Below are 19,492 nucleotides of genomic sequence, written 5' to 3' on the forward strand. Positions count from 1 at the left end.
CTTCGACACAACAAATAAGAACCACCAGACAAAAGACTAAACCACCTGTCGAATCTGGTATATCGAGATCATCGAACCATCTTTAAAACAACCACAAACCCCCGAATCAACTGTGTGCTTGCCTTCTGTATTCTCCAGGACTCACTCCGGTTACTTGCTTAAATCGCTTTGAAAAATAATAATCACTGCCGAAGCCCAAATCATAGCCAATCTCTTTAATTGGCTTGTGGGTCGAAATCAGCTCATAGCAGGCCATCTCGATTTGCTGCCGGGATCGAAACGCGGATGGACTGACCCCGCAAAGCCGCTTGAATTTTTTTCGGTATGCTTGCTCTCCCACCCCAAACTCACGCGCCAAGACAGCGAAATCTGCTTTCTTCCCTGCTGATAACTTCATCAGCTGCTGCTTCGCGGTGTTCGCCCATTCGACATCCGCATCACAATTTCCCGACTGCCACGTCTCACACAACTCCGAGATTAATGCGATTAAGCGTCCAGCATCAGCTAACGCGGGCTCGGCCATTTTACGATCAGCCAGAGTAAAAGCGACTGCGTGAAACTTCTTCAACCATTCAGCAATGAGTGCACGCTCGCCATCAGGAACTAATTTTCGAACAGGCTCTGATGGATCCAACAAACCGGCACCAACCCATGAATCAAACACTACTCCAGAGAATTCAAAATTAATTTCGTCCCAGCTTGTGCCCTTAACGGGCGCATACGCGTGCGGACGACCGGGGAATAGGCATAATAAATCGCCAGCCTGAACTGGAATCAGACGATCAAAAGAGCCATCATAAAACACACCTTCACCGTCAGTGATCAAAACCAGTGAATAGTAAGGCAGTTCACGCATCTGCTGACAATCGACATGACGATGCATTCCCCAACTTCGCCCAATCTGTGCACAACGGCTCACATAGCCTACAGGCAAGGGATGAAAGGTTTCAAAAATTAACCAATAATCACGAGTCCGCCCCAGGAGGATACCGGATTGTCTGGTGAATTTACCGCCATGTTCAAGACAGTGCGCTTTAAGAGAATTCATGTTTCAAAGAGAATACTAAGACAAATCGAAGAGAATCCACAGGTAGCCCCCTCCTTCGCATTAAAACTTATATTCGCCTATTCCATGAGCCAAAACTTAGAATTTCAACAAAAACCGACCACATTCATCACGCCTCCACCCGGAGTCGTGATCAACCATAAGTATGTCAAAGATGGCCACTATGTCGGATCCCCAAGTATCGCAAAACTGAAAGACGGTGTCTACGTCGCCAGTCATGATTTATTTGGCCCAAAAACAAAAGAACACGAGCATGCAACCACACTGGTTTTTCGGAGTGAAAATGCCGGCAAGACCTGGACACAAGTTGCCACAATTGATCCTGCCTTCTGGTCAGGCCTCTTCGTGCATAAAGGCGCCCTTTACTTAATGGGAACCACGCATCACCATGGATTAATCGCAATACGACGAAGCGATGACGGAGGTTATACCTGGACACAGCCCGAAAACGCGCACTCCGGCCTCATCACTCCATACGGACAGTATCACACTGCCCCAACTGCACTGACCATTCACAATGGTCGAATTTGGCGAGCGATGGAAGATGCAACCGCGAGCACGGTTTGGGGAGAGCGCTATAATCCGATCATGCTTTCCGCACCACTCGATGCAGATCTACTCAGACGTGACAGCTGGAGCCTAACCCCCGTGCTCCGTCATAGTAAAGAGTGGCTGGATGGTCATTTCAGCGCATGGCTGGAAGGCAATGCAGTCGTCCTCCCGGACGGGCGCTTAGGCAATATACTTCGCGTCGACCGTAAGATATCGAACACAGCAGCAATCGTCACGCTAAGCGAAGATGGAAAAGCACTCGAGTTTGATCCCAACAACGATTTCATTGATTTCGCCGGAGGAGCGACAAAGTTCAGCATCCGTAAAGATGACCAAAGCGGCCTTTACTGGACCCTAAGCAATGCCGTCCCAAGCATTCATGAAGTCTGCGATAAGCAGACCTTTCAGCGCAATGCACTCGCTTTGATGGTTTCAAAGGATGCGAGACATTGGGAAATACGCTATGTTGCACTCTACCATCCGGATCCTTCGTATCACGGATTCCAATATGTTGACTGGTTATTTGAAGAGGATGACATAATCGTCGCCAGTCGGACAGCCTGGGATGATGATCAAGGGGGCGCTGAAAATCAACACGACGCCAACTATCTAACTTTTCACCGCATTCAGAATTTCCGCGAATTAACCATCGACGATTCACCCAATAATCCATTCTAAACTTCCTGTTGTCCCAGTGAACTCCCCCAATATATTACTCTTGATTACAGACCAACAACGTTGGGATAGTCTGGGGGTATACGGTGCTCCTGAAGCGCAGACACCGAACCTCGATAAGCTAGCAAGTGAAGGCATACGCTTTGACCAGTGCTATTGCAATAATCCGATTTGCACTCCGTCGCGTGCAAGTCTGATGACTGGAGGCGAACTTCCAGATCATGGGGTCATGCAACTCGAGGATGTTCTAGATCAGCGCCAAATGATGTTTCCCGAGCTACTCAGACAGGCAGGTTACAAAACTGCCCTTTTCGGCAAACAGCATGTCAGCAGTCGCGTCATCGAACACAGAGAGCGGCACCCAAATGATGGCTTCGACACTTACCAGTGGTGCCATGAGCCGGCAATACATACTGGCAGCGCTTTCAACGGATATGCAAAATGGCTCAAAGAAAAGAACCCGAATTTCCTCCAAGAACTCGGAGAGAAAGGTCGAAGAATTGGTCATTTCCCAAATGAATTGCATGCAACTCGATGGACTGCCGACGCAACCATCGACTTTCTAAACGAGCAATCAGGTGGCGATACGCCATTCTTATGTATCGCCAGTGTATTCGACCCGCATGACCCTTACGACGATTACCCCAAAGAGGTCGCAGCCCGTATCGACCAGACAAAAATAAGAAAACCAATTCCTCGCTCAGATGACTCGACTCTGCCCAAAGGGATTTTGCTGGAGCGTCGAATGGGCTATATGGCGAGACATCCTCAAGATGAAGCTGACATTCATGACCTCCGCCTCGGATACCATGCGTCGATTTCGTTTATTGACGAACAATTTGGACGCATCCTTAAAACACTCGAAAACGCCGATCTGAAGGAAAATACGATTGTAATCTTCACCAGCGACCACGGCGACATGCTCGGCGACCATGGCTTGATGGCCAAAGGAGCCTTCTTTTACGATCCTTGCACGCGTATCCCTCTCCTCATCCGTTGGCCCAAACAGATCAAAGGAAATCAGCATACAAATGCATTCGTTCAATTAAATGATCTCGCAGGAACCATTGTCGAAGCGGCAGGCATTTCCACGCCCCTCAGGAAGCAATTCTTACCTCATTCCAAAAGCCTACTCCCTTACCTCACCGGCCAAAATATTTGCCCGCCTCGCAACACAGCGATCTGCGCATACCGCCACACAGGATACGGTAATTCATCGAAAGGAAGCCAATATATTCCCGTATCTGCGACGATGCTACGTGAGGGGGACTTTAAACTATGTCTCTACCACGATGAAGCCAATGACGACCTATCCGCGGAAGGTCAGCTGTTTAACATGACAGCCGATCCATACGAAACCAACAATCTATGGAACATACAGGAATACCAAGCAACCAAGCGAGTTATGATACAGACCATACTCGACTGGATAGATAAACGCGAAGGTGGATTGACCCGATTTCAATCAGACAGGATCCCCACATGATCGACCAATTAATGCAAAAGCCAGACATACTCCTTATCATCACAGACCAACAACGTTGGGACAGCATTACATGCGCTGACCATGGATGGGGACACACGCCGAACATAGACCGACTTGCCAATGAAGGAGTCTATTTCGAGCAGTGCTACTGCGCGGCACCCTCTTGCGTGCCCTCAAGGGCCAGTTTCTTCAACATGCAGTGGCCCTCCAAAATTGGCCCGATGAAAAACGGCGACCTCTGGAAGACCTCATGGGTGCAACTGTTCAAAGACACGGGATATCGAACACTCAATGTCGGCAAAATGCATACGCAGCCTTTCGATGCCAAATGCGGGTTTGATCAGCGATTCATCGTAGAAAACAAAGATCGTTTTAATGAGCCACGTTTCTATGACGACTACGATAAGCATCTCAAGCAACTTGGCAAAACACCACCCAATCGACTAACCACACCACGCGCGCCCGATTACACAACAAACCTTGGCGCCTTCGCTTGGCCTCTGGATAAAGAACTCCATTACGACTACTACGTCGCCAAAACAGCAAAATGGTTGCTCGATGGACTCGACGACAGTCCTTTATTCATGCAGATTGGCTTCCCCGGTCCACACACTCCGTATGATCCACCTGCAGAGTATTTAAACTTAATCGACGAGTCGAAGATTCCATTCCCCCCGGAATATGAGCCAGGAGATGAAATACTTCCGCTCAAACAGTATCGTCAGATTATGATCGAAGGTAATCACGACGGTATCATGTGGAACGAACGCCCTACCTCTGAACAATTAAGGCGCTTGCGTAAATACTACGCAGCGAATGTCGCGATGATTGACGAACAAATCGGCGAGATCATCGCCAAACAGGAGGCAAATGGACGCCTGGACAACACAATCATCATCTTCACATCCGATCACGGCGATTCACTGGGAGATCATCGCCAGATTGAAAAATGGACCATGTATGACGAAAACATCCGCGTTCCAGCAATCATATGGGCTCCCGGTCGACTCAAAGAAGGCCAACGCTCCAAGCAATTAATCGCTCAAATGGATTTAGTCCCGATGCTCTTTGAACTCGCCGGTGTTCAGCTCGAAGATAGCGGTGATGCCATCAACGCAAAATCTGTTCTCGAAAATAAAAGACCGGAACGCGAATATGTCTATGCCGAACATGGAGGATGCACACAACTTCCAGATATTGAATGCATGACGATGATAAGAAATAAAGAATATAAGCTAGTTCATTATCCAAATCGCGACTATGGAGAACTATACAATTTAATCGAAGATCCTTACGAATTATCGAATTTATGGAACTCGAAGTCACACGCCTCAATCAGAAGTAATCTTGAACGGCAGACCAACAGCACAACATGACAATGGGCTATAACAATCCCGTAATCCAGACCACCAAACCTAGATCGATTGGCGACGCGTGGCATGAAGCGGACTATCAGACAACACTGATTTAGAAAGCACATTTTCGACCGCTCAAATCTACCGAGGCCTCCCCATCGCTCACTGCTGATTTACGAGCCCCGACAAGTCGCCTTGCTCATTCGTGAAGGCGAGATCCCTAAAGGACTCACTCATCAAAATGACCCTAATATATGGCCATCGTGGGCAGTAAAATAATCCGCCGCGAGAAAAAAGAATTTCTATCACGTCAAACGCACAAGAAACCAAAATGAGGCCAAATTCACAGAATAAAAATTAACGATGAACGATACAGAATCGAAGCATCTGTCAAAGACCCACCAGTGCCCCAATTTCCCAGCGCAGGGCGTCAGCCTTTATTTGGACGACTGCTCTACCCTATTGCGAGAATTCCCCACCTGGCATTTGGAGATTCAGCGTGAAGCAACGCAGGCCGACTTGGAGGCGAATCACCATCTGGAAGAAGTCGGAGAAGCCCTTTGGACAACCATGCTGGAAGTCAGCCATTGTCCCTATTGCGGGCTTGAATTACCCCAGCATTGGGAACAGCGACCTGAAGATTTAGGTCGCTTGATGCACTTTGACCAATCCGGCTGGCACTCTCGAAAAATGTAAGCTATGAAAACTTCGCAATTGCGCGTGACACCTCATTGACTGTCTCAGCCCATAAATTCAGACGCATCCAGCACAAATAACTCTCAAGAAGGCGAAGCCACGAAGTAATGTCGAAGAGCTCTCAGCAATTGTGACCGATGCTGCACTTCATCTGCATAAGGATTTAGGTCCGAATTCATTGAACTCACATTATTCAAACGCGTTTTTGAAAACGAGTATTCAAAATGTATAAGTGATTGTAGTGTCATTAGACTTCTAATATAATACATCGCATTTGAAACCAATTCACCCAGACCGTGTTTCTTCAAAAACGCTTCGGCAACAATCGCACATCGTTGCCCTTGTTTCTTCGGCCGCCCTAAGAGCCGAGCGTAATTTATTAATGAATTATCCGGGGTAAATATTAATAAACGTAACTGGCAGAGGATGCGTCACCGAAGGCTGGCTTATGCAATGGACTGACCTTACCAGTCAATGTATCCAACAGCATTAAACGCGTACTGGCACTGTTGCGCTGAGTAAACACAAGATGACGGCCATCACGTAACCATGCAGGCTCAAGAGAAGATGGTCCTTTGGTCAGGATCTTGCTACTCCGCGCTTTTGCATCGTAAAGTGCGATTTGAAAACCACCACTAACGACCGCAGTGAAGGCGATTAAATTCTCGTCAACAGGGTTCCAAACTGGTTCGGAACAATAGTTACTGATATTGGTGGGCAGACGACGCGCCGGCCCACCGGTACTTGAAATCTCATAGAGTTGCGGCTTACCTGGAGCATCGGAGGTGTAAACCAAGCGGCGACCATCTGGCGACCAACTTGGGCTGGCTTCAAGACTCTTATTAGTAGTCAAACGACGCGCGTTTTTGCCGCGGCTGTCGGTAACATGAATCTCGGAATTACCAGTTCCCGAAAGTGCCATCGCAATCTGACGGCCATCAGGACTGAAGACTGCGCCTGTATTCAAGCCCTTAAAAGTCGCGATCGGGGTCTTACGTCCCGTATTGATATCCAACATGTAGATATCTGGAAAACCACTTTTGAAATAGGTGGTGTAGACTAGATGACGACCATCTGGGGCCCATTTGGGCCCGGTGACCAAGGAACGGTCCCGAGTCAGTGGACGAACTCGACTAAAAAGTAAATCACTGGTATAAATTTCAGAGATACCGCGCTGTTTACCAACAAAGGCGAGACGACCGGCAAAGAAGCCCTTCGTCTGTAAAGTTGCCTCAACCACTAGGTCACAACTGCGTAATACTGCATTTTGTAAATCCGTGCCAGAAACGGTGCGGCGCAATTGCTCAGTGTATGGCTGCCCCGACCCAACAGTTAACAAGACTGATGAGGCGCCTGCGGGCTCAATTTTAATGACAAAGGCTGCATTCTCGCCGGATGTCACGACATAGCCCCCATGCAAATTGAACGCACGGCGCGCCAGCGTGCTGATACTCGCATCGCTACTGTTGATCACCAGGGCCAATTGCCCCTCTCCATCTCGAACCAGATCCTGGAGTTGAATTGTTTCAGAAAAAGCCGCTTGAGGGGCAAGCGACAGGGAAAAGAATGTGAGAATAAAGAGAGCTATAAAACGCATAATCACGAAGTAGTCGAAAGGGCAGGTAAATCGCAAATGAAAATCAACTTTGTGAATAGATTTCTACAAAAGACAAATTTTATACGTTTCGAGTTGAATTGCCGCCAGAGAGTTTCACTTTGCTAGGGAAAAGCTATGGCAGATAAAGAACAAATCCAAACCGCCCTAAAAAGCATCAAATTCCCAGGTTTCAGCCGCGACATCGTTTCTTTCGGCCTTGTTCGCGAGGTAGAAATAGAGGATGGCAAGGTGCTGATTGGTGTCGAGATCACAACGGCAGATTCAACGATTCCAGAACGAATCGCAGCAGATATCAAAAGTGCGGTCGGCGCTCTAGATGGCATTCAAGATGTCAAAGTGCGCATGGAAATTTCACAGCCGCAGCAGCAACCTTCTTCAGCGGGCGCAGCTGGGAGTCAGCCAAGCAACAGCCAAGCGATGCAGAAGGTAAAATATGCGATTGCAGTAGCCAGTGGCAAGGGCGGTGTCGGCAAGTCAACGGTCACGGTTAATTTGGCCTGTGCGCTACAACGCCTACTAGAGGAAGCAGGTAAATCGGGAGTGGGCATCATGGACTGCGACATTTACGGCCCCTCGATTCCGCTCATGCTTGGCGCGGCAGGTCGCCCCGAGCTTGAGAATGACATGATCGTACCGATCGAGAATTTCGGCGTGCGAACGATGTCGATGGGATTCTTGGTGGACGAAGACACCCCCGTAGTTTGGCGTGGTCCCATGATCATGAAAACAATCCAACAATTTGCTCAGAACGTGAATTGGGGTGAATTGGAGATTTTGGTCGTCGACCTTCCCCCCGGCACTGGCGACGCCCAGCTTTCATTGGTACAAACGCTACCACTAGAGGGAGCGGTAATCGTCACGACTCCTCAGCCCGCCGCAGCCAATGTTGCACGGCGCGGCGCACGCATGTTTGATAAAGTGAGCGTGCCACTGCTAGGAGTGATTGAAAATATGAGCTACCTAGAAGCACCCGATGGATCACGTCAGATGCTATTCGGTGAAGGTGGAGGTAGCGAGACAGCCCAAAGCCTTGAAACACCCCTACTGGGACAGCTACCGATCGACCAGAATATTCGCATCGGCTGTGACAAGGGCATCCCCATAGTCATCAGCGATCCTGATTCCAAGGCCGCAAAAGTATTTATGGAGATTGCAAGACAAGTACTTAACAGTCTTGTTAAAAAATAATCCCTCTCTGTTTTAGGCTAGCCAGAAAACAGATTCTATGTAGTTTTCCAAGTTTGTGTTACGAGATACGCGATCAGTAGTATGAGCAAGGAGAATAAAGATATGCCCAATTCAACTTCCGATGTCTGTCCTAATCAAGGGTTTGCGCAGCGATCGACTCTATATCAAGAGTTCCTAGCAGAGCGCGAAGAAATCTTGCGTCATAAATGGCTGGAATCTGAAAAGCAAGGTGAAGATATCGGCTTCGAGCGGGCTCTACTCGATTGGATTCGCAAGCACCGCGCGAGCTGGCGCGGTGCCCGAAACAAAAAATTAGGTAAATAAACCAATACGATTACAGTTCAGTGTATTTTACACTGCGCCCCTTAGCCTTAGCTACGGGATATTTTTCAGCATTCCGCTGCATTTTTTTATCGATAATCTCACTGATATCGAGGCCTGCAACATTGGCAAACTCGATGGCATAAATCAGCACATCGGCTAATTCTTCCTCCACCTTCGCACGTATCTGATCAGTCTGAACGTCAGAGCGCGAAGCCTCAAGTCCCTGCCAAAGGAAGTGCTCCATGAGTTCGGCCGCCTCTGCAGCAATCGCCATTGACAGGTTTTTAGGCGAATGAAATTGCTCCCAATCACGCTCTCGCGCAAAGGCCAAAACCCGGTCTTTGACAGCTTGCAACGGTGTGTCGGCGTCGCTCATACAAATCAGGCAAGCAGCCTAGACCTTTCGCTCTGGACGTGGGAAAAGAATGGTCTTCTCGCCGATTGCCTTGCCAGCCAAGGTATCGCCCCACACCAACTGCCCCTCAAGTCGCTCGAAGTTCTCGGCGCCAATGAGCCCGCGAATTTTGTCTGAAATCTCTGGCATAACTGGGGTTAACATCACTACCGCAAGTCGTAATGCCTCAGCCATAGTCGCCAATGAAGTCCGAAGTGCCGCCTGATCTGCAGCCTGCTCAGACTTGGCCAGTTTCCAGGGAGCACGTGTTTCTGCGTAGCGATTGATACCGGAAACAAAAGTAAAGATACGGTCCAGCGCCTTGTGGAACTGAAAATCTTCAAAGAGCGAAACCAGCTCAGCAGCCGTTGTCGTCCACAAAGTCTTCAATTCTTTTTCTGGAGCTTCTTCAATCTCAGCGGCAGGCACCACACCCTCCGCGTAACGTCCCGCCATATTAAGCAAGCGACTCACTAAATTCCCCAAGTCGTTAGCAAGATCACTATTGTAGCGACTCATAAAGAGCTCGATCGAGAATTCAGAATCTTGCCCAACATTCATCTCACGGGTAACAAAATAGCGGAAAGCGTCGGCACCGAACTGATCGATGAGATCCAGTGGGTTCACCACTTCGCCCGTACTCTTCGACATTTTAGAGCCAGAACTCAGCCACCAACCGTGCACCAGAAAGTGTTTTGGTAACTCAATATCAAGCGCCTTGAGCATAATGGGCCAGTAAACCGCATGAGGTGGCACCAATATATCTTTACCGATGACATGATAGTCCGCCGGCCAATGCTGATCAAATTCCTCGCTCCCATAACCCGCCGCAGTAATATAGTTGGTCAACGCATCAAACCACACATAAGTCACGAAATCCGGATCGAAAGGCAGCTCGACCCCCCACTCCAAGCGTTCCTTAGGCCGGGAAATACACAGATCATTGAGTGGCTCCTTAAGAAATTGCAGCACATCCGCACTGCGGAAGCGCGGATAAATCATTTGCTCATTAGTCTTAATGGTATCAACCAACCAATCTTGATACTGTGCGAGCTTAAAAAAGTAGTTACTCTCTGTGACCTCAACCACATCGCCGTATATTTCAGGCCATTTCCCATCGACCTTCTCTTTCTCTGTCACAAACTGCTCTTGGCGCACACTGTAAAAGCCGTTATAATCTGCCTTATAGATTTCTCCTTTATCATAGAGCTTCTGCAGAATCTCTTGTACCACAGTCTTATGCCGCTCCTGAGTCGTACGTATGTAGTCATCGTTCGAGATATGGAGCGCAGAGCAAAGACCTTGAAACTCCTCGGCCAAACGATCACAGACCTCAATCGGAGCCACCCCCTCTTTCTGAGCAGACATCTGCACCTTTTGGCCGTGCTCATCGAGACCAGTTAAAAACTTGACCTCATCGCCCATCAAGCGCCGGAAGCGTGCGACAATATCAGTCAACACCTTTTCGTAGGCATGCCCTAGGTGCGGGGAGCCATTAGCGTAATCGATCGCGGTAGTAATATAGAACTTTTTGCTCATAAGAAACCGTGGAACTTGGGTGATTTCATACAGGGGCGCAAGCGCGGGATTCGGTAAATGTAAAACAAAACTTTACGGACATCGTTTGAGCTACCACTCACCGAGAATATCTTCAACAATTAGCTGACTTTTACCGTAGTAAAAATTTGGCTGCACAACGAGACGAACCTTACCTGCATTATTTTTCTGATAATCCGGCAAACCACCTTCAGCTAACATGCTTCGGTCCACATAATATGCTGGCCACACTCGCTCACCTACCTGAATCCTAAAGGGCTTAAGGCTCTTCACGATCGCCTTCACTGTGAATAAATGAGCGACGTAGGGCGCTAATTCCGTATCATTTAAATCACTCAAGAATCCACCATCCGGCAAATCCAGACTGCCGAGGTATTCTGAAACATTCAGTCGAGGCTCATAATCAGGGGCGTCATCTCCGCGGCTGAAGGCCGCGGTGGTTTGAAAAGCACCAACTCGGAAGCGAGCATACAGTGGCGTGTGATCGGAGACACCACTACCAGTGTCGCCAGCAAAGCTCCATCTGATGGGACGCCCAATCGCATCTGTGTTCAAACCTGGCACAATTAGTTTACTAAAGCTTCCATCGACATAGCTGATGCCAGAATCGTCGTAGAGACCAGAAGTAAGCAGCATGTGCATCAGCGTACCACGATGCCCGCGCCAAACCTCAGAAAAACGCAAGTTCGAAGGCAATTCGAACCATAGATTATATAAATCATTCTGCGCAAAGCTCTCATCGCCAGCGGAGCCCAACACATCGTTGATGCCAGTTTCTATGCCCGGATTCAGAATCGAATGATTATAATGAGAGTTAAGATCACCAGCCACAATGACATCGGCATGAGGATCTTCAGCAAGACGAGCATCTAGCAGTTGCCGCAAGACACGTGCATTCTCCACACGAATCGGCTCACGGGCTGGATTCGAAGCACCAGATTTCCAGTGATTCACATAAACAAAAAGCGGATGCCCTGCAACATCGAGCTCCGCTGCGATAATATCGCGCGCTTGCACCAGCGGGTGCCGCTCGACAGCTCGTATCGGAAACTTGGAAAATACAGCATTAGTATGCGCAACGCCAGAATCCATTCCGCGTGCCGGAGCAGTCACGACCTCATAACCGGTCAAGCCAGCATCACTCAATGACTTGAGCAACCAAGCAACTGCGGGGTATCCCGCATACTGGGGCAACCAATCTGCCCCCAACATACTCGCAACTGTCTGGTCACGATGCTGCAGAAGGAACGCCTCAAAATCAGCGACTGTGGAATCGGGAGTAAAATCCGCTTCAAGCTCTTGAAGAAGAAGCACTTCAGGCCCAGCACCTGCATTGATGGTTTTTAGTACATCAGTGATCCCCTGCAATTTAGTCTGGAACTTTCGGCGACTGTAACCAGACGTGCCGGCATCCGGCCCCATCTTATAGTCATCAAACAAAGCGACTCCATCCACATCGAAGAGATTTTCGACATTATACGTAACAACAGTAAAGCCCCCGCCATCCTGAGGCGCTCCAATGGCAGATTCCGTCCATAGCCCCCAAACAAGCGTACAAAGGCAGATGAATCGAATTGTACTCATTAGGGGAGCCATGGATATTTTTTGTAATTGGGAGCGCGCTTTTCGTTCCATGCTTTTCGCCCTTCTTCCCCCTCCTCTGTTAAATAGTAAAGTAAGGTCGCATTCCCAGCCAGCTCTTGTAAGCCTTGCTGACCATCCACATCTGCATTAAATGCTGCTTTCAGGCAGCGAATCGACAGTGGGCTGTGCTGTAAAATATCCTGCGCCCACTGAACGCCCTCCGTTTCCAAGGCCTCATAAGGGACCACCTTATTAACCAAGCCCATATCCAATGCTTCCTGCGCATTGTACTGTCGACATAGATACCAGATTTCGCGGGCTTTTTTATGTCCGACGATACGAGCCAAATAACTCGCTCCAAAACCTCCGTCAAAACTGCCCACCTTCGGCCCCGTCTGTCCAAATACTGCATTATCAGCCGCAATCGTCATATCACAGACAACATGTAGAACATGCCCGCCGCCGATCGCATACCCTGCCACCAAGGCGATAACCACCTTAGGCATGGAACGAATCAGTTTTTGCAGATCCAACACGTTGAGTCGTGGCACACCATCTTTACCCACGTAGCCACCAGCTTTGTGACCACGTATTTTTTGATCACCTCCAGCGCAAAAGGCAAATTTGCCATCTGTCTGTGGATTAAAACCTGTGAGCAACACAACTCCAATCGACGTATCATCCTTTGCGTCTGCGAATGCTGCGATCATTTCAGCGACCGTATCTGGCGTAAATGCATTCCGCCGATGAGGGCGATTGATAGTTACCTTGGCAATGCCATCGCACTTTTCATAAATAATATCTTCAAACTCACGGACTTGTTTCCAATTCATAGCTGCAAGCTAGAACGGAAAAAGGTCTAAAGACAACAGTCTTGCGCTCAATAATGCGGAGGTTTTTCGTCCGCAGGCATATCGCCGCCCCCCTGAGCGTTCAAGTCAGCGGCAGCAGCTAACTGTGCCTTTTGCTCTTTAACCACTTTCACCAGTGCATCCACACGCTTAGACAATTGATACATTTCCGCGTCCTGCTCCGCGACATGTTTTTCCAGAAATGCGATACGCGTCTCCAAGGATTGATAGGTTTCGTGGCTAACAGACATAAGATGGGGAGATTGAAAAGATGAAGAAAGCTAATAAAGATTGAACGCTTTAAAAAATTTGTAATAAGATTAGGCCATTGAAACAGGAGATACAATGGTTGGTTATTCTTGGATTAGAGCAGAAGCTTTTTTCACTGCAACCCTGTTTGACGGTAGCTCAATCACTGGGCGACGCTGCAGAAATTGTCCCTTTCGCCGAAGAATTACTCCGTGAAAAAGCCTGTGTCGATTTCGATGCGTTACAGGAGCTGGTGGGAATCGCCTATGAAAAAGCGCAGAATGAAAGCGCGCCTCAGGATCCATTTACTTCCTTCTCCAGTCGCTTGACACCCGCTTCGGAGATCAAACCTCAGGGCGCATTTCAGCTACCGAATTCGATGCCCGACATGAATCGCCTGCATAGTATCGAAGAGCGTCAGCAAGCAACTGAATTGATGCGCCAACTGCTTCCTGCCATCCACGAAATGGGTGGCACAGACCTACATCTCTGCGCGGGAGCTCGTCCCTTTGTGCGTCATAACCGCATGTTAAAATATTTGCATGAGCAGCCCTTATCTGCGATGAGCTCCCGAATTCTAAATTTAGCACTGCTCACCGATGCGCAACTCAACGAGTTTGAAGCGACACAGGATTTAGACCTTGCGCTCACGCTGGGGCTGCGAAAGCGCTACCGAGTGAACTTACTTTCCCACCAACAAGGCATAGCAGGCACCTATAGAATGATCCCCAACAAGGTGCCACGCCTGGTGGAACTCGGGTTTGAAGACTTGGCACCAATTCGCAAATTACTCACTTATCCCAATGGTCTAATACTAGTCGCGGGCCCCATATGCTCGGGTAAAAGTGTGACGCTGGCAGCGATGATTGACGACATCAACTGCGCACGTGAGGAACATTTGATTGCAGTGGAAGAGCCGATTGAAATCGTGCAAACCTCAAAAAGCTGTCAAATCACACAGCGTGAAGTGGGTGCTCACACCCATAGCTTCGCAGGGGCGCTCAAGAGTGCACTGCGTCAAGATCCGGATATTATTGTCATTGGCGAGCTTCGAGACTTGGAAACCATTGAAATGGCAATAACCGCATCTGAGACCGGGCACCTTGTCATCGGCACCTTACACACCAGCGACGCGGCCAACACACTGAATCGCATATTGGATGTATTTCCCGCGTCACAACAAACCAATATACGTATAATGCTCTCTCATGCCCTCAGGGGGATCATATGCCAGCGTCTAGTAGCTGCCAGCGATGGGCAGATGGCATTGGCCTATGAGCTTTTACTCAATAACACAGCAGTTCGCAGCTTAATTCAGGAAAATAAATCAGAGGGCCTCGTCAATGTCATGGAAACTGGCGCAGCGGAAGGAATGCGCTTAATGGATAAATCAATCTTATCGCTCTGGGAAAGCGATCGAATTAGTGACGAAGTGGCCCTCACAAACCTCAGAAGTGATATGAAACGCGCACAGCTGCGTGAACTCATTATGCTGCAAAAGCCCACGCATTTGTCTAATTAACGATGCCGCTCATCGACCAGTATCTGCACCAACTCCTGGATCGTGAAGGTTCCGATCTACATCTCTCCATAGGCACCCCCATCAGAGCCCGTATCTCCGGAGCAATTAAGAACCTGGATGACACGCCATTGACAGCAGACCGCTTGACGCGAATGCTAAAAGAGCTCTGTAAATCTGACAAATGGGCAGAATTCAAAACATCAAAAGAACTGGATTTCGCATATGGCATAGAGACAGGAGATCGCTTTCGAGCGAATTTTTTCTACAATCACTGGGGTATCGCAGCTGTGCTACGCTTGATTCCAGCAGAAATTAAATCTTTTAAAACGCTAGCACTCCCCGAAGTCATTCAAACACTGTGTTTTGCACGCTCTGGCTTAGTATTTGTCACCGGCCCGACTGGCAGCGGAAAATCCACCACTCTGGCCGCGATGATCGATTTAATAAATGAGCAGTGCCGCAAGCACATTATCACCATTGAAGACCCAGTCGAATTCGTCCATACAAACAAGGAAAGCGTCATAGTACACCGTGAAGTCGGCGAGCACTGTCACTCATTCGCCGCGGCTCTAAACGGAGCCATGCGGGCGGATCCAGACATTTTGCTGGTCGGCGAAATGCGCGATGCGGAAACGATCCGCTTAGCACTCAATTGTGCCTCAATGGGCATGCTCGTATTTGGAACACTCCACACTAATAACGCACCGATGACAATTGATCGGGTCATTGACGCCTTTCCATCAGATGAACAAAACCAAGTCAGGACGATGCTAGGGGCCAGTCTAAACGGCGTGATCTCACAAATACTTTGCAAAAAAATATCTGGTGGCCGCATCGCTGCCCACGAAATACTACTACAGCACGATGCCTTACCCAACTGTATACGCAGTGGTAAAATCAGTCGCATACGTCAGATCATCGAAGGTAGCATGCAGCAAGGAATGATCACCATGGATGCCTCATTGGAACGCCTGCTGAAAGCACAACAGATCAGTGCACAAGAAGCCTACATGAAAGCGACTAACAAGAGTATTTTCGAAAAGCATATGCAGCAAGCGAACAAAGCGCAACGGCTTGGTAACTTTCCGCAAGGCTACGAAATTTAACCTGCGTCTTCAACCAGTGGGTTTCAGGTAAGTATTCACCAATTCTTCAACGCGTTCTAAACGTAATGGCTTCGTGACAAACTCAACCATTCCCAAACGCAGACAGCGACTCGCCACGTGCTTTCCAGTGTTGGCAGTGACTGCCACAATTGGCGTCTCCTTATTGAGTAAACTACTTGTTACAATTTCGCGAGTCGTATCAAAGCCATCCATATTCGGCATACTCAGATCCATTAAAATAAGATCGAATTTTTGCTTCTGACAGGCACTAATTCCATTGAGACCGTCGTCAGCCGTGTGGACTATAACACCAAAACGCTGCATCATTTTCATAATAGTTAACTGATTGATCTTATTATCCTCAACCAGCAAGACTTGCGGTGCTTCCAATGGCACCTCCACAGATACAGCTTCCTCAGTAATTTGCGTATACTCCAGCAGATCCAAATCTTGAAGCGCTAAAGAAACTCCGATTTCTTGCACAGCAGGCGTCAACATTTGCGCCGCATTTTTAATAAATTGCTGCTCCTCCTCACTGAGTCGATCGATTGGATAGCGCGCTTCCAAACAAAGTGCACCACACAATCGATGATCGATCAGAACAGCCTCACGTTGCAAAGCAAACATACCACGATTTTGAGCAAAATAAGCGTCCAGAGACGATAACGCATCTACAATAATGCACCGCTCCGGCATCGGATCCAACTGCTCTACCTGCCATTGGGCGACTGTCCGTATCCGATGTTTAGACTCCTCCCACAAGCTCAGATAAGCCCTGTCTGCGTTAACCGAAAGCGCAATATGCTGCAGAGCATGACGAAGCTGATGCTCTCGATCAGACTGAGAGTCCGAAAGCAAGCGACTTAGCTGAAAAGTAGCTCTGATAGGATCTAACTGCTGGAACACGCGATTGAATCTTTCTGTGGAAACTTATGCTTGAAATCGAAACAGACTCATTGATTGAGGAGGTAAATCGAGTTTTATCGAATAGGGTCGACCATCCCACTCCACTGGTTCTGCCAACACTCCTCCATTGTTCCCAAATCCGAGACCGCCATATTCTTTGGCGTCCGTATTCAAAATCTCTTTCCAAAAACCAGCATGTGGCACACCAACCCGAAAACCTTCGCGTAATACTGGAGTAAAATTCCCTACAGCCACCAAGTCCTCGGTAGGCTCCGTCCCCTTGCGCAGGAACGACAGTACACTATTCTCAGCATCTGTGCAATTAATCCACTCAAAGCCCTCCGCATGATTATCACCCCGAGCTAAAGCCGGAATCTCGCGATAAATTTTATTCAAATCCCGCACCACCATCTGAATACCTTGATGGTCAGGATATTGTAGAAGATGCCAATCCAAACTCTTACTGTAATTCCATTCAGCAGACTGCCCGAAATCACTCCCCATGAAGAGAGTCTTTTTCCCCGGCCAAATCCACATTAGCCCATACAATAAACGCAGCTGATGCGCCTTATTCGAAATAGGCTCTCCCGGCATTTTAAGTAGCATAGAACGTTTACCATGCACCACTTCATCATGAGAAAACACCTGAGTAAAATTCTCCGAATACTGATAAAGCATTCCGAAGGAGAGTTGATGATGCTCATATTTACGATAGATTGGATCCTTCTGAAAGTACTCCAGTGTATCATGCATCCATCCCATGTTCCATTTGATATCAAACCCGAGTCCCCCCTCCGATGTGGGCTTAGTCACACCTGGGAATGAAGTCGACTCCTCCGCAATCATCAAGGTACCGGGATAATATTTGTGAACCAGGTCGTTCGTTTGTCGTAAAAATTCAATCGCCTCGAGATTTTCACGTCCGCCAAATTTATTAGGGATCCACTGCCCTTCTTCACGCGAGTAATCAAGATACAGCATCGAAGCCACAGCATCCACTCGCAGGCCATCTATATGGTAGCGTTCGCACCATGCCAAAGCAGTGGCAATCAAGAAACCTCGTACCTCATTGCGCCCATAATTAAAAATCAGAGTGCCCCAGTCCTGATGAAAACCTTGGCGTGGATCTGCATGCTCATAAAGCGCCGTGCCATCAAACTGCGCCAAAGCAAAGCTATCTGTCGGAAAGTGTGCCGGCACCCAGTCCATAATCACGCCGATCCCATTCTGGTGCAACGTATCTACAAGATACATAAAATCCTCCGGTGCCCCAAAACGGTAAGTCGGCGCAAAAAATCCCGTCACCTGATAGCCCCACGAGCCATCAAAAGGATGCTCTGAAAGTGGCATAAACTCCACATGTGTATAATGCATGTCCTTGAGATAAGCCACTAACTCATTTGCCAACTCCCGGTAATTCAGGGGTCGAGCCGCATCTTCGACCACAGATTTCCATGACCCGACATGCATTTCATAAACTGAAATAGGCTCATCGCGCCATGCCGTATTGGCGCGACGCTGAACCCAATCCGCATCATTCCATTCGTAGGCATCAACGTCACAAATAATAGACGCATTATAAGGTGGTGCTTCGAAAGCGCTGCCATATGGATCAGTCTTCAATAGCGGGAAGCCCTGGCGTGCACCGATCTCATATTTATACTTCATGCCCGGCTCTAGCCCAGGAATAAACAACTCCCAAATTCCAGAAGCACCTAGGCCACGCATGGCATGATAACGCCCATCCCAGTGGTTAAAGTCCCCCACAACTGACACACGTTCTGCATTGGGCGCCCACACCGCAAATGAGACACCCACCACACCATTGATAGTGCGCACCCTGGCCCCCATCTTGTGATGTACGAAATGATCACTGCCCTCACTAAAAAGATACACATCCTCCTCAGATAGTGTGGGTAAAAAACTATAAGGATCGTAAAATTGACGAATCTCACCATTATATCGCTCGATACGTAGCCGATACTGAAAAACTTCACTACGATCTTCAATCCCCCCCTCAAACAGGCCGTCTTTAGTTAGCCGCTGCAGCGGATAGCGGATACTCTCATCGGCGACATCAACCAACTCACAGGTCTTGGCATCATCCAAATAGGCACGCACAATCAAACAATCTCTTTTGCCCTTTTTATGTGGGTGCATCCCCAACAATCCGTGAGGCTGCGCACATTTGACAGAAGTGATGGATTCGATCTCTTTTTTGCTTATTTTCACAGTCCCAGATGAATGCAATCTGACGTAACATGCAAGTCTCATAGCTCATTGCCGCAGAGGCGCCTCATTGCCAGCGAAGCGTCCGCTCCGCGGAAAGAGGCGCATCAAAAATCACGTAGAAAAATGCCGAT

General features: G+C 48.4%; 17 protein-coding genes. 8 read left to right on the top strand and 9 right to left on the bottom strand.

Going from position 1 to position 19,492, the window contains the following annotated elements:
- Window positions 1-106: 106 nt before the first annotated feature.
- Window positions 107-1,048 carry a helix-turn-helix domain-containing protein gene (locus QEH59_RS06450; RefSeq protein ID WP_308984542.1) on the bottom strand — a complete coding sequence of 314 codons (942 nt, stop codon included), beginning with the start codon at window positions 1,046-1,048 and terminating at the stop codon, window positions 107-109.
- 84 nt (window positions 1,049-1,132) lie between these two features.
- Between QEH59_RS06450 and QEH59_RS06455 the strand changes: the two genes are divergently transcribed.
- The 4 genes from QEH59_RS06455 (at window position 1,133) to QEH59_RS06470 (ending at window position 5,830) form a co-directional block, all read left to right on the top strand.
- On the top strand, window positions 1,133-2,296 hold the full coding sequence (locus tag QEH59_RS06455; protein ID WP_308984543.1) for a sialidase family protein: 1,164 nt from the start codon (window positions 1,133-1,135) through the stop codon (window positions 2,294-2,296).
- 40 nt (window positions 2,297-2,336) lie between these two features.
- Window positions 2,337-3,779 (top strand): sulfatase family protein, encoded by a 1,443-nt coding sequence (locus tag QEH59_RS06460; RefSeq protein WP_486679434.1) that lies wholly within the window; start codon window positions 2,337-2,339, stop codon window positions 3,777-3,779.
- Window positions 3,776-5,155: a sulfatase family protein gene (locus QEH59_RS06465; RefSeq protein WP_308984545.1), complete on the top strand. Its 1,380-nt coding sequence runs from the start codon at window positions 3,776-3,778 to the stop codon at window positions 5,153-5,155. Before QEH59_RS06460 ends, QEH59_RS06465 begins: the two co-directional genes overlap by 4 nt.
- A gap of 342 nt (window positions 5,156-5,497) precedes the next feature.
- Complete coding sequence (locus QEH59_RS06470; RefSeq protein WP_308984546.1) at window positions 5,498-5,830, top strand: hypothetical protein; 333 nt, start codon at window positions 5,498-5,500, stop codon at window positions 5,828-5,830.
- Window positions 5,831-6,233: 403 nt separating this feature from the next.
- Here the strand turns inward: QEH59_RS06470 and QEH59_RS06475 are convergent, their stop codons facing one another.
- Window positions 6,234-7,427, bottom strand: a complete 1,194-nt coding sequence (locus QEH59_RS06475; RefSeq protein ID WP_308984547.1) for a hypothetical protein — start codon at window positions 7,425-7,427, stop codon at window positions 6,234-6,236.
- A gap of 135 nt (window positions 7,428-7,562) precedes the next feature.
- On the opposite strand from QEH59_RS06475, the gene QEH59_RS06480 reads away from it, so the two are divergent.
- Both QEH59_RS06480 and QEH59_RS06485 read left to right on the top strand, forming a co-directional pair.
- Window positions 7,563-8,636 (top strand): Mrp/NBP35 family ATP-binding protein, encoded by a 1,074-nt coding sequence (locus QEH59_RS06480; protein WP_308984548.1) that lies wholly within the window; start codon window positions 7,563-7,565, stop codon window positions 8,634-8,636.
- A 102-nt stretch (window positions 8,637-8,738) separates the two neighbouring features.
- Window positions 8,739-8,960: a DUF4032 domain-containing protein gene (locus QEH59_RS06485; protein WP_308984549.1), complete on the top strand. Its 222-nt coding sequence runs from the start codon at window positions 8,739-8,741 to the stop codon at window positions 8,958-8,960.
- Window positions 8,961-8,970: 10 nt separating this feature from the next.
- Here QEH59_RS06485 and QEH59_RS06490 read toward each other — a convergent pair whose 3' ends face one another.
- From QEH59_RS06490 to QEH59_RS06510, 5 genes are all read right to left on the bottom strand, one after another.
- On the bottom strand, window positions 8,971-9,336 hold the full coding sequence (locus tag QEH59_RS06490; protein ID WP_308984550.1) for a nucleotide pyrophosphohydrolase: 366 nt from the start codon (window positions 9,334-9,336) through the stop codon (window positions 8,971-8,973).
- 18 nt (window positions 9,337-9,354) lie between these two features.
- Complete coding sequence (gene metG, locus QEH59_RS06495) at window positions 9,355-10,893, bottom strand: methionine--tRNA ligase (protein WP_308984551.1); 1,539 nt, start codon at window positions 10,891-10,893, stop codon at window positions 9,355-9,357.
- A 90-nt stretch (window positions 10,894-10,983) separates the two neighbouring features.
- A complete protein-coding gene (locus tag QEH59_RS06500; RefSeq protein WP_308984552.1) occupies window positions 10,984-12,495 on the bottom strand; it encodes an endonuclease/exonuclease/phosphatase family protein in 1,512 nt (503 codons plus the stop codon).
- Window positions 12,495-13,328: a 1,4-dihydroxy-2-naphthoyl-CoA synthase gene (gene menB / locus QEH59_RS06505; RefSeq protein WP_308984553.1), complete on the bottom strand. Its 834-nt coding sequence runs from the start codon at window positions 13,326-13,328 to the stop codon at window positions 12,495-12,497. The genes QEH59_RS06500 and menB overlap by 1 nt, the downstream gene beginning before the upstream one ends.
- A gap of 47 nt (window positions 13,329-13,375) precedes the next feature.
- Window positions 13,376-13,597, bottom strand: a complete 222-nt coding sequence (locus QEH59_RS06510) for a SlyX family protein (protein WP_308984554.1) — start codon at window positions 13,595-13,597, stop codon at window positions 13,376-13,378.
- Between the two features lie 77 nt (window positions 13,598-13,674).
- On the opposite strand from QEH59_RS06510, the gene QEH59_RS06515 reads away from it, so the two are divergent.
- Both QEH59_RS06515 and QEH59_RS06520 read left to right on the top strand, forming a co-directional pair.
- The gene (locus QEH59_RS06515) at window positions 13,675-15,117 is read left to right on the top strand and encodes a type IV pilus twitching motility protein PilT (protein ID WP_308984555.1); all 1,443 of its coding nucleotides are present in this window, start codon (window positions 13,675-13,677) and stop codon (window positions 15,115-15,117) included.
- A 2-nt stretch (window positions 15,118-15,119) separates the two neighbouring features.
- Window positions 15,120-16,223: a type IV pilus twitching motility protein PilT gene (locus QEH59_RS06520; protein WP_308984556.1), complete on the top strand. Its 1,104-nt coding sequence runs from the start codon at window positions 15,120-15,122 to the stop codon at window positions 16,221-16,223.
- 9 nt (window positions 16,224-16,232) lie between these two features.
- On the opposite strand, the gene QEH59_RS06525 is transcribed toward QEH59_RS06520, so the two are convergent.
- Window positions 16,233-17,129: a response regulator gene (locus QEH59_RS06525; protein WP_308984557.1), complete on the bottom strand. Its 897-nt coding sequence runs from the start codon at window positions 17,127-17,129 to the stop codon at window positions 16,233-16,235.
- Window positions 17,130-17,153: 24 nt separating this feature from the next.
- Window positions 17,154-19,403: a 1,4-alpha-glucan branching protein GlgB gene (gene glgB, locus QEH59_RS06530; protein ID WP_425609235.1), complete on the bottom strand. Its 2,250-nt coding sequence runs from the start codon at window positions 19,401-19,403 to the stop codon at window positions 17,154-17,156.
- Window positions 19,404-19,492: the final 89 nt, after the last annotated feature.

Source organism: Thalassobacterium sedimentorum (assembly GCF_031127905.1).
GTDB classification, from domain to species: domain Bacteria; phylum Verrucomicrobiota; class Verrucomicrobiia; order Opitutales; family Coraliomargaritaceae; genus Thalassobacterium; species Thalassobacterium sedimentorum.